Below are 14,459 nucleotides of genomic sequence, written 5' to 3'. Positions count from 1 at the left end.
GGGCGTCCCATTCTGGTCCCACGGCTGCGGCCGGTACGACCGACGGCACGACGGAGGAGAGGGCGGGCATGAGTCCCAAGGAGACGCCACCGACGGCGGGCGGGGGCACGTCCCGGCTCGCCGGAGCCTTCACCCCGGCCCGGATCGCGATGATCGCGGTCGCCGTCCTCACGCTCGTCTTCATCTTCGAGAACACCCGCGAGGTCAAGATCCGTCTGCTCGTCCCCGAAGTCACCATGCCGCTCTACGTGGCCCTGCTGGCCACCGCCGTCCTCGGCGCGGCCTGCGGCTACTACTTCGCGGCCCGGAGGCGGAAGTGAGACGGGCGGCCGTCCTCGTCGGCGGCGCGGTCCTCGCGCTGGCGGCCTTCGCCGCCTCCTCGGCGGAGGAGACCGTCGACGACGAGGCCGGGACCCGCCCGATGCCGGACTTCCTCGACGGGGGACTGTGGCGGGTCTTCACCCACCTGGACCGCCGGACCCGGCTCGACGTCCACGACGTCAGCGGCCGCGACCGGCGCGTGCTGTGGCCGCCCCGCTGGCAGGTCGGCACCCAGTACCCGGCGGCGGGCACGGGCCTCGACCGCCGGACGACCGTCATGATCGGAGTCGTACGGAAGGGTGAGACCTGCCCTCCCCGCGTCCGCGACGCCCGCCGCTGACGGGGAGGTCGGTTGCCTGCTGGGCCATGGGGAGGACCGCGCCCCGGCCGGGCCGCGGCCTGCGTCCGCGCCCCGCTGGCCCAAGGGCAGGACCGCGCCGTTACGGGCAGGACCGCGCCCCGCCAGCCCCGGGGCAGGACCGCGCCGCTACGGGCAGGACCGCACCCCGCCAGCCCAAGGCCAGGACCGCCCCGCCCAGGCCAGGACCGTGCCCCGCCGGTCCACGGGCAGGACCGCGCCCCGCCAGCCCCGGGGCAGGACCGCCCCGCCCAGGCCAAGACCGTGCCCCGCCGGCCCACGGGCAGGGCCCCGCCTTCCCGCGGTCACCCCGTCGGCCCCGGGCCGCATAACCTGCTGCGTATGTCCGACGACCCCGGTCCGTACCTCGCCACCGGGCCCCGCGTGGGCCTGCGCCCCTTCTCGCCGGCCGACGCCGACGAGTTCACCGCCCGTGCCCGCGAGAGCCGTGAGCTGCACCGCCCCTGGCTCTTCCCGCCGTGCACGCACGACGCGTACGCCGTCTACGCGGGCGGGCTGATCCGGGACCCGGCCCGCGCCGGTTTCCTCGTCTGCGAGCGCGCCGACGGCGCCCTCGCAGGCTTCGTCAACATCAACAACATCGTCCGGGGCGCCTTCCGCAGCGGCGCCCTCGGCTACGGCGCCTTCGCGCACGCCGCCGGACGGGGACTCCTGACCGAGGCCCTCGGCCTGGTCCTGGCGCACGCCTTCGGCCCGCTGGAGCTGCACCGCCTGGAGGCGAACATCCAGCCCGGCAACACCGCCTCGCGCGCCCTCGTCCGCCGGGCCGGCTTCCGCCTGGAGGGCTTCTCGCCCGCCATGCTGCACATCGACGGCGCCTGGCGCGACCACGAGCGCTGGGCGATCACCGCGCCCGACCGCCGCCAAGACACCCCTAGCGCTTGTAGTTGATCTTCATCGTGTCGAGATCGGTCACCGTCGAGCGCAGCGCCGTGTGCCCGTGGCCCAGCGCGCGGAGCGCCGTCTCCACCCGGTCCTCCGCGATCGCCCCCGCCATCTCGTCACCGTCCTCGGCGTCCGAGACGACGACCAGGCGGTACGAGAAGGCCTTCAGCGTCCGGTCGTAGGCCAGCGAGCCCTCCTCCGTGAACTGCATCGCCGTCAGCCCGTGCGCGTCCACCTCGGCGAGCAGCCGGGTCCGGCTCTCCTCCGAGAGACCGTCGAACGTGCCCCGCACGATGACCCGGTAGGTGTGCTGCGTACCCATGCCTCGAACTCCCTGTGCCCATGGTCCCCGGCCGCCACGACGGCGGACCGGCGCTCCACACTACGGCGGCGGCCCCCGCCGCCGCCCGGAATATCCGGGCCGCCGGGCCTGCGCACGTCCGGGCCGCCGGCCCCGCCGCCTTTGCCGAAGCCTGACGCGGAGAACCGTGGAGAACCCCTGGTCAGGACGGGCTCCGGCGTGTTCCATGGATCGATGACGACCGTACGACGTGCCGTACTGACGCTGCCCGCGGCCCCGTTGGGCCCGGACAACCCCCTTCCCGCACTGCAGGCCCCCGCCGGCGCCGGGGCGCACGCGGTCGACGCGCGGACCCTCGCGGAGCTCCCGCGCGACATGGCCCGGGGCATCGGGCGGGCGCCCCTGCGCAGCCTGCTCCCCGCCCCCGTGCGCGACGGCTACGGCCGCGAGCGCACCCCCGCGGACCTCGACGCGATCGTGATCGAGAACGACCGGCTCCGGGCGACCGTGCTGCCCGGCCTCGGCGGCCGCGTGCACTCCCTCCACCACAAGCCCACCGGGCGTGAGCTCCTCTACCGCAACCCCGTCCTCCAGCCGGCCGCCTTCGCCCTCAACGGCGCCTGGTTCTCGGGCGGCATCGAGTGGAACATCGGGGCCACCGGCCACACCACCCTCTCCTGCGCGCCCCTCCACGCGGCGACCGTCCCGGCCCCCGACGGCGGCCCGATGCTCCGCCTGTGGGAGTGGGAGCGGCTGCGCGACCTGCCCTTCCAGGTCGACCTGTGGCTCCCGGAGGGCTCCGACTTCCTCCACGTCGGGGTCCGCATCCGCAACCCGCACGAGCGGCCCGTCCCGGTCTACTGGTGGTCCAACATCGCCGTCCCCGAGGAGCGCAGGGTCCTCGCGCCCGCCGACGCGGCCTGGCACCACGGCTACGAACGGGGCCTGAACCGCCTGCCCGTGCCCGTCACCGAGGACGGCACCGACCGCTCGTACCCGCTGAACGGCGCGCACGCCGCCGACTTCTTCTACGACCTGCCCGACGGACAGCGCCGCTGGATCGCCGCCGTCGACGCGGCCGGTCACGGGCTCGTCCAGACCTCGACCGACCCGCTGCGCGGCCGCAAGCTCTTCCTGTGGGGTACGGAACGCGGCGGCCGGCGCTGGCAGGAGTGGCTGACCGCGCCCGGCGCCCCCGGCTACGCCGAGATACAGGCCGGCCTCGCCCGCACCCAGCTGGAACACCTGGAGCTGGCGGGCGAGGCGGAGTTCAGCTGGCTGGAGGCGTACGGACCGCTCTCCGCCGACCCCGCCGCGGCGCTCGGCGACGACTGGGCGGCGGCCCGCGCCGACGTCGAGGGGAAACTGGAGACGGCGCTGCCCCGGGCCGCCGTCGACGCCGCGTACACCGCCTGGCGGGAGGGCGCGGCCGACGCCGAGCCGGAGACCGTGCTCGCGGCCGGGTCCGGCTGGGGCGCACTCGAAGTCCTGCGCGCGGGATACGCGTTGCCGGGCACGCCCTTCCCCGAGTCGACCCTCGGACCGGACCAGGAGCCCTGGCGCGAGCTCCTGCGCACCGGCGTCCTGCCGCCCCCGGCGAAGGGCGCGGGCCCCGGCGCGCCACTGGTCGCCGCGCCCTGGCGGGACATGCTGGAGACCGCCCCGGCCGACCCGTCCACCGAGTACCACCTCGGGATCGCCCAGTGGCACGCGGGGGACCGCGCCCAGGCGGTACGGAGCTGGGAGCGCGGACTGGTACGGGCCGGGGTGCGCTGGCCCCTGCTGTACTGCCTGGCCGTCGCCGACCGGGAGGACGGTCACCCGGCACGGGCCGCCGAGCGGTTCGCCGAGGCCTGCGCCGACCACGAGGACCACGGGGGCGGCGCGGTCGTGGCGGCGGCACTCGGGCGCGAGGCCCTGGCGGCGCTGCTCGCGGCGGGCCGGACCGGCCGCGCGAGGGAGCTGTGGGGGCGGCTGCCGGACGAGGTCCTGGCCCGGGGTGCCTTCCGCTTCCTGGAGATCCGCCTCCTGCTCGCCGAGGGGCGGCCGGGCGAGGCGCGCGGCGTCTTCGACGCGGGCTTCGAGGTCGCGGACCTGCGCGAGGGCGCGGAGATCCTGGGTGAGGTCTGGGCGGAGCTCACCGACGAACCGGTCCCGGACGCCTACGAGTTCCGGATGCGCCCGAGCTGACCGGCCGGCGACCCGTGGCCCCCGGAGACGGAGGCCACGGGTCGGGGCGGGGGCGCGGGGTCAGGACACCCGGCACAGGATCTCGCCGTGCGGGACCATGAACCAGGCGTCGTCCTGCTCGCCCCACTCCCGCCAGGCCGCCGCGATCGACTCCAGTTCGCCGGCCGTCGCGTGTCCGCCGGCGACGGCCAGGTCGGCGTAACCGGAGGAGGTCGTACGGTCCGCCCACAGGCCGCTCCACCACGTCCGCTCCTCCGGGGTGGCGTAGCACCAGGTCCCGGCGGTCGTCGTGATCTCGGTGAAGCCGGCCTGCCGGGCCCAGGAGAACAGCCGCCGTCCGGCGTCCGGTTCGCCGCCGTTGGCGCGGGCGACCCGGTGGTACAGGTCCAGCCATCCGTCCAGCGCGGGCCGCTCCGGGAACCAGGCGAAGGCCCCGTAGTCGCTGTCGCGGGCCGCGACGACCCCGCCGGGGCGGCACACCCGCCGCATCTCGCGCAGGGCCTGGACCGGGTCGCCGACGTGTTGCAGCACCTGATGGGCGTGCACGACGTCGAAGGAGTCGTCGGGGAAGTCCAGGGCGTGGACGTCGGCGACCCGGAACTCGACGTTCTCCAGGCCGCGTTCGGCGGCCACCGCGCGGGCCTTCACCAGGACGTCGTCGGCCGCGTCGACGGCCGTGACCCGGCCCGGCGCGACCCGCGCGGCCAGGTCGGCCGTGATGGTGCCCGGTCCGCACCCCACGTCCAGGACGTCCAGCCCCGCGCGCAGTTCGGGCAGCAGGTAGGCGGCGGAGTTGGCCGCGGTCCGCCAGGTGTGCGACCGCAGGACGGACTCGTGGTGGCCGTGCGTGTAGACGGCGGTCTCATGGGCCGCGGGCTGCGCGGAGGCGTGCGTCATCGGAGCGACTCCCTCGGTGTGGGTGCGTGCCTCCACCGTACGCATCGTGGCCGAATGATGAGACCCGTGTCTTGCGATGTGGACATAGGGTCAGGCGAACAGGTCCCGCCGGTACCGGAGTTCCTCCAGGAGCCGGCCGCCCGTCTCCTCCCACGCCGAGGCGCCGTCGGCCCGCCAGCCCGCCGCCTCGTAGAACCTCCGCGCCCGCGCGTTGCCCGCGAACACCCACAGCGCGGCCGTCCTGAACCCGCCCGCGACGAGCGCCTCGGCGGACGCCGACAGGAGTGCCCGCCCGACGCCCGTGCCCCAGGCCTCCGGCAGGGCGTACAGCGCGGCGAGCTCGGCCGTGAACTCCTCGTCGGGACAGGCCCGGAAGCAGGAGAACGCGACGGCCCGGCCTTCGTCGTCCGTCGCCAGGAGCACCGACGGCCGGTCGGGGGCGGTGAGGCGGCCGTGCCACACGGCGGCGCGCTCCTCCACGTCCAGGGCGTCGAGATACGGACCGGGGACCAGGTCGCGGTAGGCGGCCCGCCAGGACAGGACGTGCACGGAGGCGAGGGCGGCGGCGTCATCGGGTCGAGCTGCGCGGAGGATCATGCGGCATTCTGCCCCGGGCCGGACCGGACCCGAGGGGAGCGGACCGGACTGGCCGGACCTGACGGGGCCCGGCCCCCGGCCTGGGGTGAGAGGCGAGCCGTACGCCCGGACCGGTCGACGGCAGGGCCGCATCCCCGGAACGGGGCCCCTGAAGGGGCGGAAACAGTCGAACCTTCGTATAAAGGGCACGGGAGTGCCTGCCCGGCGCCCCCGCGCGCTCAGGAGGTACGGGACATGCCGCAGACGGCTCCGGAAGGCCGTGGTCCGGTGCGCTACGGGCCTCCCGCACCCGACACCGGCCTCCCCGTCCTGCCCGGACTCGCCGGCCTGCTCGCCGGCGCCGCCGGGCGCACCGCCCCCGAACCGCCCGGTGGCGGGCCCGTCCTGCGCGAGGCCGCCGCCGGCTACTGGTGGCGGCGCGGCCTGCGCACCCATCCCGAGGACGTGGTGGCCGCCCCCGGCGCGCCCGGGCTCCTCCTCGCGCTGCTCGCGGCCCACGGCGGCGACCTCCTGCTGCCCCGCCCCTGCCCCGCCTGGTGGACCCCGCAGGCCCGGCTCCTCGGCCGTCCCGCCTACCACGTGCCCACGCCCGCCGAGGCGGGCGGCGTCCCCGACCCGTACGCCCTCCTGGAGACCGTCCGGCGGATCCGGGCCGAGGGCGGCGACCCCCGGGTCCTGCTCCTCTCCGTCGCCGACGACCCCACCGCCACCGTCGCCCCGCCCGAGCTCGTGCGGGAGGCCTGCGAGGCCGCCGTCGCCGAGGGCCTGCACGTCGTCAGCGACGAGACCTGGCGCGACACCCTCCACCCCCCGCGCGACACCGTGCTCCTCAGCCCCGCCGAGATGTGCCCGGACGACGTCACCGTCCTCGCCGACCTCGGCGGCGCCCTCACCCCCGCCGCCTGGCCCTGCGCCGTCGCCCGCTTCCCGCCCACCGACCCGTCCCGCGCCGACCGCTGGACCGACCGCAGGGCCCGCGTCCTGGACGTGCTGACCACCCTCGGGGCCCTCGTCCCGGGGCCCGTCGCGCCCGCCGTGGCGCACGCCCTCGACGAGCCGCGGGAGGTCACCGACCGGGCCCGGCGCGCCGCCGCCGTCCACGGCGCCCTCGCCTCCGCCGCGCACCGCGCCGTTCTCGCCGCCGGGGCCCTCGCCCGGCCCCCGCAGGCCGGCCGCCACCTCTACGCCGACCTCGGCCCGCTCCGCGCCGGGCTCGCCGCCCGGGGCGTCACCGACTCCCTGGAGCTGGAGAGCCACCTCACCACGCGGCTCGGCGCCCCGGTGACCGGCGGCCACCGGTTCGGCGACGAACTCGGCGCCCTGCGCGTCAGGTTCGGCACCGGCATGTTCCTGGGCTCCACCGAGGAGGAGCGCGCCGAGACCCTCGCCGCCGAGGACCCGGCGGGACTGCCCCACGTGGTCCGCGCGCTGACCGACTTCGGGGCGGCCCTGGAGGAGCTCCGATGACGACGACGAGCACGTCCACGGCCGCCGCGGCGACCCCCGCCACGGCAGCGGGCGGCCACCCCGCGCCCCCTTCAGGCGGCGCCGAGCACGAGCGGAACGGAGTCCGCAGATGACCGAACGGACGGCACCCCCCGCCCGGGCCGGACAGGGCGCGCACCACCCCGGCCAGGGCGCGCCCCCCGTCCCCGCCGCGCCCGTCCTCCAGCCCCTCGGCAGGCTCCGCCACGACTGGCCCCGCAGCTTCGCCGACCGGCTCACCGCGCCCCTGCCCGGTGTCCGGGCCCTGGCCCGCCTCGCCCGCGAAGGCGCCGTACGCCCCCGTCCCGAGGGGCTCCGCGACATCCCCCTGCTGCCCTTCGAGCCGGGCCCGCTGCCGCCCGCGGGACCCGACACCCTCGCCGTCACCTGGGCCGGGCACGCCAGCTGGATCCTGCGCGTCGGAGGACTCACCGTCCTCACCGACCCGGTCTGGTCGCGCCGCATCTTCGGCACACCGGCCCGGCTCACCCCCGTCGGCGTGCGCTGGGAGGACCTGCCGCCCGTCGACGCGGTCGTCATCAGCCACAACCACTTCGACCACCTCGACGGCCCCACCCTCAGACGGCTGCCCCGGCACACCCCGGTCTTCGTCCCGGCCGGGCTCGGCCGCTGGTTCACCCGCCGCCGCTTCAGCCGCGTCACCGAGCTCGACTGGTGGGAGGCGGCCGAACTCGACGGCGTCCGCTTCGACTTCGTCCCGGCGCACCACTGGTCCAAGCGCACCCTGCTGGACACCTGCCGGTCCCTGTGGGGCGGCTGGGTGCTCACCGACCGGGCCGGCCGCCGGATCCACTTCGCGGGGGACACCGGCTACGGCCACTGGTTCGGCGAGATCGGCCGCCGCTACCCCGGCATCGACCTGGCGCTGCTCCCCATCGGCGCCTACGACCCCCGCTGGTGGCTCAGCGACGTCCACACCGACCCGGAGGAGGCGGTCCGCGCCCACCAGGACCTCGGCGCGCGCCGGATGGCACCCATGCACTGGGCCACCTTCGTGCTCTCCTCGGAGCCCGTCCTCGAACCCCTCACCCGGGTCCGGGCCGCCTGGGAGAAGGCCGGTCTGCCCCGCGAGGACCTGTGGGACCTGCCGGTCGGCGCCTCACGGGTGCTGGTGCCCTGACGGCGTCTCCCGGGGCGTGCCCCGGACCCGCCGCCACAGCGCCGGGGCCGCGCTGACGAGCACCGTCAGGCCCACCGCCGCCACGACCCCCTGCCAGGGCTCCGGGAAGAGCGAGCCGCCCAGGATCCCGATCAGCTGGTACGTCGCCGCCCACGCCAGGCACGCCGCGACATCGCCCCGGACGAACCGGCGCAGCGGCATCTCCGCGAGCAGACAGGCCAGCATCACCGGGATCCGCCCGGCCGGCACGAGCCGCGACAGCACGAGCACCGACACCTGGTGCGTGTCGAGCCGCTCCTGCGCGTGCGCGAGGCGGTCCGGCGTCACCCGGGACCGCAGGGTGGCGAGCCACCGCGAGCCGTTGCGGGAACGGACCCCGCGCTGCCCGAGCCAGTAGAGCGCCGTGTCCCCGAGGAAGGCGGCGAGCGCCGCCGTCAGGAAGACCCAGAGCAGGGAGAAGGGCGAGGACTGGTGGAAGGCGACCACCGCCGCCGAACTGACGATCGCGCCCGTCGGCACCACCGGCACCAGCGCGCCGAGCGCCACCAGCAGGAAGAGCGAGGGGTAGCCGACGGCCTGCTGCGTGGACTCCGTCGGCAGCTCCCGCACCGCCGTGACCATCCCGGTGAGCCCACCGATCACCGGGCGACCTCCGGCCGCACCCGGTCGCCGTGGGCGAGGAGGTGGACCGCCACCTTCGGCGCGAGCCGGGCCGCGTGGCGTACGAACTCGTCGCCCGGCGCGTGGAACTCGTGCGGCCGGACCCCGTCGAGGCCGATCGGCCAGTACGTGCCGTAGTGCACCGGCACCGCCGCCGCCGGCGAGAGCGCGGCGAGCGCCTCCGCGGCCCGTCCCGCGTCCAGGTGCCCGTGCCCGAGGTACGGTCCCCAGCCGCCGACCGGCAGCAGGGCCACGTCCACCGGGCCCACCGCGTCCGCCATGCCGTCGAACAGGCCGGTGTCCCCGGCGAAGTAGGTGCGCGCCTCGCCCTCGACGACATACCCGAGCGCGGGGGCGCGGTGCGGCCCGACCGGCAGCCGCCGTCCGTCGTGGAGCGCGGGGACGGCCCGTACGGTCACGCCCTCCACCGTCACCACGTCGCCCGGCTCCACCTCGGTCAGCCGCAGCCCGCCCTGGTCGAGCCGGCGCAGCCCCGGTACGGCCGAGGGCGCGCCGCGCGGCACGAGGACCCGCGTGCCCGGCGCGAGCCGGGCCAGCGAGGGGAGGTGGAGGTGGTCGGCGTGCAGATGGGAGACGAGGACGGCCTCGGCCCTGGCGGCCTCCGGCGGCGGCAGGGCGCCGCGCCGGCGGCGCAGGTGGGCGAGCCGCCGCGCGAACAGCGGATCGGTGAGGAAGCGGACCCCGGAGTCCTCGACCGTGCAGGTGGCGTGACCCCACCAGGTGACCTCCACCGGCATGCCGCCCTTCTGCTCTCGGTCGTCCGTACGCGTTCCGTAACGAGAGTAAATGTCCCGAGCGGGCTCCGGAGGATGTTCGGGCGTCACCTTCCGGCAGTAGGGTCGGCCCATGGACGACGTTCGGGTGGCGGCGATCGCCAGCCTCACCCCGCTCGAAGAGCTGGACAGCGACCCCTTCCTTGTCGACACGCGCGGACAGCACGCGCTGTGCGCCCGCTGGGCCCAGGACAAGGGATACGTGCTCGCCCGCAGGCTGTTCTGTTACGGAATCCGCCCGGACCACGCGGAGCTGTGGGCCGACGTGGACGACGGGACGGTGGACCTCTTCGTGGCCCCCAGTGAGCGGGTCCTCGCCCGCGCGCTGGCCTCCGTGCCGGGCTTCCGCGCGGAGTGCGAGCGGCGCGGAGTGCGGGTCGAGACCGTCGGACTTGACGAACCCCCGTACGACACGGGGGCGAAGGCGGGAGTCCACCGGCGCCTCTCGATGCCCACGGCCGGATACGACGGCTCCTGAGCCGGCCGCCGCCTTCGGGCACGACGGATCCCGATCCCGCCGTCGGCTCCGGATGTGACGCATTCCGATCCCGCGGTCGTCCTGGGGCACGACGGATCCCGTCCACCCCGCAGCCGGCGGGCCCCGAGTCTTCCGTCGCCCGGTGACCCGGGGCCCGCCCCGTCACCGGCGTCCCCCGAGGGACACCCCGCCCGCCCGGCCGGGATCGTTGTGCCACGCTTGAGGCAGGAAACGGGCGAAAGGTGATGCGGGCGTGGGTGACGGGCGATGGGGTGGCGCCGACCGCTGGCGGTCCGCGGGCAGTGCGCTGGGGCGGATGGCCGTCGTGTGGGCGGTGTCCACGCTGACCCTGCTGGTCCTCGCCGGGCTGCTGCCCGACTTCCAGCTCCAGTCCGCCGACGGCGACAGCTTCACCAGGACCGCGCTCACCGCGGCCTGGGCCGCGGGCGCCTTCGGCCTGCTCGGCGCGCTCGTGTGGCCGCTGATCGTGCGGGCGCTGCTGCTCGTCCCGGCCCTCGTCCTCGGTCTGCTCGGTTTCTTCCTCAACGGCTCGCTGCTGCTCGTCGCGCTGTGGCTGATCCCCGACGGACGCGGTGCCGCGAACCCCGAGACCGCCGTCGTGGTCGCCGCCGTGATGTCCGCGGTCGCCTCCGCGACCTCCACCGCCCTCGCCGTCCGCGACGACGACGCCTACCGGCGCCGGCTCTACCGGCTCACCGGCCGCACCCGCCCCCGTGACCCCGTGGACACGTCCGTGCCCGGCACGGTCTTCCTCCAGCTCGACGGCGTCGGCCACCACGTGCTGCGCGGCGCCGTCGCCGACGGCCTCATGCCGACCGTCGCGGGCTGGCTGGACGCCGGCCACCGGCTCACGCCCTGGCGCACCGACTGGTCGAGCCAGACCGGCGCCAGCCAGCTCGGCATCCTGCACGGCTCCAACGAGGACGTGCCCGCCTTCCGCTGGTACGAGAAGGACACCGGCCGGATCATGGTGTCGAACCGCCCGGCGAGCGCCGTCGAGCTTCAGCGCCGGGCCGTGCTCCGCACCGGCGACGCCGGTCTGCTCACCGTGGACGGGGCCTCCCGGGGCAACCTCTTCAGCGGCGGCGCCGACCAGCTGGCCCTGGTCCTGTCGGTGGCCGCCCGGCGCGGCCCCCGCAACCGCTCCCGGGCCGGCTACTTCACGTACTTCTCCGACCCGGCCAACGCCGTGCGCACCGCCGGTTCGCTCGTCGCCGAGTGCGTCCGGGAGGTGGTCCAGTCGACCCGGGCGCGGCTGCGCGGCGAGACCCCGAGGGTCTCGCGCGGCGGCACCTACCCGTTCGTGCGCGCCTTCGCGACCGTCGTCGAGCGGGACGTCGTGGTCTCCGCCGTGATGGGGGACATGCTGGCCGGGCGGACCGCGGTCTACGCCGACCTGGTCGCGTACGACGAGGTGGCCCACCACTCGGGTCCGCACGGCCGGGACACCGACCAGGTCCTGGGGCGCCTCGACCGGTCGATCGCGCTCATCGCCAGGGTCGCCGAGCACGCCCCGCGCCCGTACCGGATCGTGCTCCTCTCCGACCACGGGCAGAGCCCCGGCGAGACCTTCGAGTCGGCGTACGGGCTGACGCTGAAGGAGCTCGTGCGGGCCGGGTGCGGCCTCCCGGTGCCGCGCCGGGTGCGGCGCAGGTACCGGGGGCAGGCCCGGACGGAGTCCCGGGGAGGTTCGGAGGCGCGGGACGCGGCCAGGGACGCGCTGCGCAGCGCGCTGCACCGGCCGGTCGACGAGCGCGGCGAGACGGCGGGGGAGCTGCCTCCGTCCGAGCCGGTGGTCCTCGCCTCGGGGAACCTGGGGCTGGTCTCCTTCCCCGACGTGCCGCACCGGATGACCCGGGAGGAGATCGACCGCCGCCATCCGGCGCTGCTGCGGGCCCTCGCGCACCATCCGGGGGTCGGCTTCGTGCTCGTGGCGAGCGCCGAGCACGGCTCGGTGGTGCTCGGCCGCGACGGGGCGGAGGTGCCGGTGGCGGACCTCGCGGACGACGGGCCGCTCGCGGTCTTCGGGCCGGGCGCGGCCCGCGCGGTGCGGCGCACGGACCGCTTCCCGCACGTCGCGGACATCATGGTCAACTCCATGTACGACCCGGCGACGGGCCGCGTGCACGCCTTCGAGGAGCAGATCGGCTCGCACGGCGGCCTCGGCGGCGAGCAGTCGCGCGCCTTCCTGCTGTCGCCGCCCGATCTGTCGCCGCCGGTCGGTCCGGGGGAGGAGCTGGTCGGGGCGGAGCAGGTGCACCGGGTGCTGAGGCGCTGGCTGCGCGAGTCCTCGGGGCCGCAGGTGCCGCTCGGCCCACTGGAGATTTCCCCGTCCACGGATGCTCCGGAATCACTTCTTCCGGTTGACGGCCCGGTCGCGCCGGACAAAAAGCACTGATTTGGACGCCTGTTCGCCGCTACCGGACGATGGTCCGGATTTGTACGACGGAAGGCGCACCACCCCATGAGCACGGCCACCACAACTCCACAGCGGGACGCGGCACCGCCGGAGGACACCCGGCACACCCGACGCTTCGGACTCCCCGTCGCGACCGCCCTGGTCATGGGCAACATCATCGGCGGCGGCATCTTCCTCCTGCCCGCCTCCGTCGCCCCCTACGGCACCGTCAGCCTCGTCGCCTTCGGCATCCTCACCCTCGGCGCGATCGCCCTGGCCCTGGTCTTCGGGCGGCTCGCCCACCGCCTGCCGCGGACCGGCGGACCCTACGTCTACGCCCGGGCCGCCTTCGGCGACTTCGCCGGATTCCTCGCCGCGTGGTCGTACTGGATCACCGCCTGGGTCTCCAACGCCGCCCTCGCCGTGGCCGCCGTCGGCTACCTCGACGTCCTGGTCCCCGTCCACGCGTCCAAGCCCGCCACCATCGCCGCCGCCCTGGCCTTCCAGTGGCTCCCCGCGCTCGCCAACCTGGCCGGCACCCGCTACGTCGGCGCCGTGCAGCTCGTCGCCACCGTGCTCAAGTTCGTCCCGCTGCTCCTCGTCGCCGTCGGCGGCCTGTTCTTCTTCGACAGCGCCAAACTCGGGCCGTTCCACCCGGGCGGGGGGAGCGCGCTCGGCGCCGTCTCCGCCTCCGCCGCGATCCTGCTCTTCAGCTACCTCGGCGTCGAGTCCGCCGCCGTCAGCGCCGGCGAGGTCCGCGACCCCCGCCGCAACGTCGGCCGCGCCACCGTCCTCGGCACCCTCGGCGCCGCCGCCGTCTACCTGCTCGGCACCCTCTCCGTCTTCGGTACCGTCGCCCACGACCGTCTCGTCACCTCCACCGCGCCCTTCTCCGACGCCGTGAACGCCATGTTCGGCGGCTCCTGGGGCGGGGCCGCCGTCGCCTGCATGGCCATGGTCTCCATGCTCGGCGCCCTCAACGGCTGGACCCTGCTGAGCGCGCAGGCCCCCTACGCCGCCGCCCGCGACGGACTCTTCCCGAAGGTCTTCACCGTCAAGCGGCGCGGCGTCCCGACGGCCGGCGTGCTCGTCACCGTCGTCCTCGCCTCGCTCCTGACGGTCTACAACTACACGGCCGGCACCAAGGGCGTCTTCGAGATCCTGGTCCTCGTCACCACGTTCACCGCCACCGTGCCCTACCTGCTGTCCACCGCCGCCCAGATCCACTTCCTGCTCTCCGGGCAGTCCGAGAAGGTGTCCCGGGCCCGGCTCGCCCGCGACGGCCTCCTCGCCACCGCCGCCCTCGGCTTCTCCTTCTGGCTCGTCGCCGGCTCCGGCTACGCCGCCGTGTACCAGGGCGTCCTGTTCCTCTTCGCCGGCGTGCCCGTGTACGCGTGGCGGGCGGCCCGCAGGCAGCGCGCTGCCGCCCAGGGGGTGAATCCGGGGCCCGGCGCGTAGGCCGGCCGGGCGGATCTCGGGCCGCGGACGCCGCGCCGGGCGCACCGCGGGGCAGGACGGATCTCCATGAGCCCCACGCGCCCGACGCCCGCCGAGCCCGCCCCTCCGGCGGGGCGCCGGGCGCGCCCGGACCGCGCACGGCACCGGTGGATCGCGCTCCTCCTCGTCCTCGCCGCGCTGTTCGGCGCCGGGACCGCCGCCGCGCTCCCGGCCGCCGAGACGCGCGCGGCGGCCGCGGCCCCCGCTCAGGACCCGGGCGGCGAGACCCACGACCCGGCCGGCACCGAGGCCGGACTGCCCGGCCGGGCCCGGCGGCACGGCACGCGCCCGCGACCCGGCAGGCCCCGCCCCAGGGCCCACGGCCCCCGGGGCCACCGTCGTCCCGCCTCCGCCCCCGTACCCGCTCCGCGCGGCGACGCGCTCCGGTGCGTGGTGATGCGCTGCTGAGAGGCCC

Annotated in this window: 15 protein-coding genes; 10 read left to right on the top strand and 5 right to left on the bottom strand. The window is 76.1% G+C overall.

Translation table 11 applies throughout. The features are described from left to right. Positions 1–68 precede the first annotated feature (68 nt). The 3 genes from ACFYXU_RS25435 to ACFYXU_RS25425 all read left to right on the top strand — a co-directional run bounded on the left by ACFYXU_RS25435 (position 69) and on the right by ACFYXU_RS25425 (position 1,591). Positions 69–320, top strand: a complete 252-nt coding sequence (locus ACFYXU_RS25435; protein WP_361397829.1) for a LapA family protein — start codon at positions 69–71, stop codon at positions 318–320. Next, positions 317–661 (top strand): hypothetical protein, encoded by a 345-nt coding sequence (locus tag ACFYXU_RS25430; protein ID WP_376509405.1) that lies wholly within the window; start codon positions 317–319, stop codon positions 659–661. The genes ACFYXU_RS25435 and ACFYXU_RS25430 overlap by 4 nt, the downstream gene beginning before the upstream one ends. A gap of 360 nt (positions 662–1,021) precedes the next feature. After that, a complete protein-coding gene (locus tag ACFYXU_RS25425) occupies positions 1,022–1,591 on the top strand; it encodes a GNAT family protein (protein WP_329853900.1) in 570 nt (189 codons plus the stop codon). Here the strand turns inward: ACFYXU_RS25425 and ACFYXU_RS25420 are convergent. Next, entirely contained in the window at positions 1,575–1,907 is a 333-nt protein-coding gene (locus ACFYXU_RS25420; protein ID WP_361397837.1) for a DUF6204 family protein, read from the bottom strand. The genes ACFYXU_RS25425 and ACFYXU_RS25420 overlap by 17 nt on opposite strands. Positions 1,908–2,120: 213 nt before the next feature. Between ACFYXU_RS25420 and ACFYXU_RS25415 the strand changes: the two genes are divergently transcribed. Continuing rightward, positions 2,121–4,076 carry a DUF5107 domain-containing protein gene (locus ACFYXU_RS25415; protein ID WP_389460098.1) on the top strand — a complete coding sequence of 652 codons (1,956 nt, stop codon included), beginning with the start codon at positions 2,121–2,123 and terminating at the stop codon, positions 4,074–4,076. Between the two features lie 60 nt (positions 4,077–4,136). On the opposite strand, the gene ACFYXU_RS25410 is transcribed toward ACFYXU_RS25415, so the two are convergent. Beyond that, entirely contained in the window at positions 4,137–4,973 is an 837-nt protein-coding gene (locus tag ACFYXU_RS25410; RefSeq protein WP_376509411.1) for a methyltransferase domain-containing protein, read from the bottom strand. 90 nt (positions 4,974–5,063) lie between these two features. Beyond that, positions 5,064–5,570, bottom strand: a complete 507-nt coding sequence (locus tag ACFYXU_RS25405; RefSeq protein ID WP_389460096.1) for a GNAT family N-acetyltransferase — start codon at positions 5,568–5,570, stop codon at positions 5,064–5,066. Between the two features lie 234 nt (positions 5,571–5,804). Here ACFYXU_RS25405 and ACFYXU_RS25400 point away from each other — a divergent pair, with 234 nt between their 5' ends. Both ACFYXU_RS25400 and ACFYXU_RS25395 read left to right on the top strand, forming a co-directional pair. Further along, complete coding sequence (locus ACFYXU_RS25400; protein WP_389460093.1) at positions 5,805–7,037, top strand: aminotransferase class I/II-fold pyridoxal phosphate-dependent enzyme; 1,233 nt, start codon at positions 5,805–5,807, stop codon at positions 7,035–7,037. Positions 7,038–7,146: 109 nt separating this feature from the next. Then, the gene (locus ACFYXU_RS25395) at positions 7,147–8,196 is read left to right on the top strand and encodes an MBL fold metallo-hydrolase (protein WP_376509417.1); all 1,050 of its coding nucleotides are present in this window, start codon (positions 7,147–7,149) and stop codon (positions 8,194–8,196) included. On the opposite strand, the gene ACFYXU_RS25390 is transcribed toward ACFYXU_RS25395, so the two are convergent. Both ACFYXU_RS25390 and ACFYXU_RS25385 read right to left on the bottom strand, forming a co-directional pair. Beyond that, positions 8,176–8,817, bottom strand: a complete 642-nt coding sequence (locus ACFYXU_RS25390; RefSeq protein ID WP_389460550.1) for a DedA family protein — start codon at positions 8,815–8,817, stop codon at positions 8,176–8,178. The two genes, ACFYXU_RS25395 and ACFYXU_RS25390, sit on opposite strands and share 21 nt — an antisense overlap. Before the next feature lie 17 nt (positions 8,818–8,834). After that, on the bottom strand, positions 8,835–9,614 hold the full coding sequence (locus ACFYXU_RS25385; RefSeq protein WP_389460091.1) for an MBL fold metallo-hydrolase: 780 nt from the start codon (positions 9,612–9,614) through the stop codon (positions 8,835–8,837). A gap of 109 nt (positions 9,615–9,723) precedes the next feature. On the opposite strand from ACFYXU_RS25385, the gene ACFYXU_RS25380 reads away from it, so the two are divergent. The 4 genes from ACFYXU_RS25380 (at position 9,724) to ACFYXU_RS25365 (ending at position 14,452) form a co-directional block, all read left to right on the top strand. After that, positions 9,724–10,128, top strand: coding sequence for a hypothetical protein (locus ACFYXU_RS25380; RefSeq protein ID WP_329853889.1), 405 nt, complete (start codon positions 9,724–9,726; stop codon positions 10,126–10,128). Between the two features lie 316 nt (positions 10,129–10,444). Then, on the top strand, positions 10,445–12,547 hold the full coding sequence (locus ACFYXU_RS25375) for a phage holin family protein (protein WP_389406462.1): 2,103 nt from the start codon (positions 10,445–10,447) through the stop codon (positions 12,545–12,547). A 66-nt stretch (positions 12,548–12,613) separates the two neighbouring features. After that, positions 12,614–14,005 carry an amino acid permease gene (locus ACFYXU_RS25370; protein ID WP_389460089.1) on the top strand — a complete coding sequence of 464 codons (1,392 nt, stop codon included), beginning with the start codon at positions 12,614–12,616 and terminating at the stop codon, positions 14,003–14,005. A gap of 66 nt (positions 14,006–14,071) precedes the next feature. Beyond that, complete coding sequence (locus tag ACFYXU_RS25365; protein WP_389460087.1) at positions 14,072–14,452, top strand: hypothetical protein; 381 nt, start codon at positions 14,072–14,074, stop codon at positions 14,450–14,452. Positions 14,453–14,459 lie beyond the last annotated feature (7 nt).

The sequence above is a fragment of the Streptomyces sp. NPDC002232 genome (assembly GCF_042890295.1).
In the GTDB taxonomy this organism is placed as follows: domain Bacteria; phylum Actinomycetota; class Actinomycetes; order Streptomycetales; family Streptomycetaceae; genus Streptomyces.
The sequence above is the reverse complement of the archived record's forward strand: the minus strand, read 5'-3'. Positions and strand labels throughout refer to the sequence as shown.

Coding starts and splice junctions, on each gene's coding strand:
- ACFYXU_RS25380 (WP_329853889.1), top strand. CDS start 9,724: ATGGACGACGTTCGGGTGGCGGCGATCGCCAGCCTCACCCCGCTCGAA.
- ACFYXU_RS25370 (WP_389460089.1), top strand. CDS start 12,614: ATGAGCACGGCCACCACAACTCCACAGCGGGACGCGGCACCGCCGGAG.
- ACFYXU_RS25435 (WP_361397829.1), top strand. CDS start 69: ATGAGTCCCAAGGAGACGCCACCGACGGCGGGCGGGGGCACGTCCCGG.
- ACFYXU_RS25365 (WP_389460087.1), top strand. CDS start 14,072: ATGAGCCCCACGCGCCCGACGCCCGCCGAGCCCGCCCCTCCGGCGGGG.
- ACFYXU_RS25385 (WP_389460091.1), bottom strand. CDS start 9,614: ATGCCGGTGGAGGTCACCTGGTGGGGTCACGCCACCTGCACGGTCGAG.
- ACFYXU_RS25375 (WP_389406462.1), top strand. CDS start 10,445: ATGGCCGTCGTGTGGGCGGTGTCCACGCTGACCCTGCTGGTCCTCGCC.
- ACFYXU_RS25420 (WP_361397837.1), bottom strand. CDS start 1,907: ATGGGTACGCAGCACACCTACCGGGTCATCGTGCGGGGCACGTTCGAC.
- ACFYXU_RS25405 (WP_389460096.1), bottom strand. CDS start 5,570: ATGATCCTCCGCGCAGCTCGACCCGATGACGCCGCCGCCCTCGCCTCC.
- ACFYXU_RS25410 (WP_376509411.1), bottom strand. CDS start 4,973: ATGACGCACGCCTCCGCGCAGCCCGCGGCCCATGAGACCGCCGTCTAC.
- ACFYXU_RS25415 (WP_389460098.1), top strand. CDS start 2,121: ATGACGACCGTACGACGTGCCGTACTGACGCTGCCCGCGGCCCCGTTG.
- ACFYXU_RS25400 (WP_389460093.1), top strand. CDS start 5,805: ATGCCGCAGACGGCTCCGGAAGGCCGTGGTCCGGTGCGCTACGGGCCT.
- ACFYXU_RS25390 (WP_389460550.1), bottom strand. CDS start 8,817: ATGGTCACGGCGGTGCGGGAGCTGCCGACGGAGTCCACGCAGCAGGCC.
- ACFYXU_RS25395 (WP_376509417.1), top strand. CDS start 7,147: ATGACCGAACGGACGGCACCCCCCGCCCGGGCCGGACAGGGCGCGCAC.
- ACFYXU_RS25425 (WP_329853900.1), top strand. CDS start 1,022: ATGTCCGACGACCCCGGTCCGTACCTCGCCACCGGGCCCCGCGTGGGC.